1 pseudogene is annotated in these 218 nt (G+C 64.7%); it reads right to left on the bottom strand.

Annotated elements, in window-relative coordinates:
- Window positions 1-171, bottom strand: a pseudogene (locus tag AF337_RS32160) (alpha/beta hydrolase); the annotation flags it as partial.
- Window positions 172-218 lie beyond the last annotated feature (47 nt).

The raw sequence follows: 218 nt of genomic DNA, 5'->3' as shown, positions 1-218 counted from the left end.
GCCGTGGACCGCGACCAGGAGGTCGAGCTTGCGGCCGTCTGCCGCCGTCGGTGGCACATAAAGCACCATATGGAGGCGGGGATCGGCCTGAGAGGCGAAGATGGCCGTCTGGCCATAGTCATAGATGGCCTTCGCCCGGGCGACGGCTTCGCCCGTTCCAAGTTCCTGCATGAATGTCTCCTGGGAGATGAAGAAAGGGACGGCCTTGGTGCGGCCCC

It is taken from the genome of Rhizobium ecuadorense, assembly GCF_001187535.1.
GTDB classification, from domain to species: domain Bacteria; phylum Pseudomonadota; class Alphaproteobacteria; order Rhizobiales; family Rhizobiaceae; genus Rhizobium; species Rhizobium ecuadorense.
This window is presented reverse-complemented; position numbering and strand designations above follow the sequence as displayed.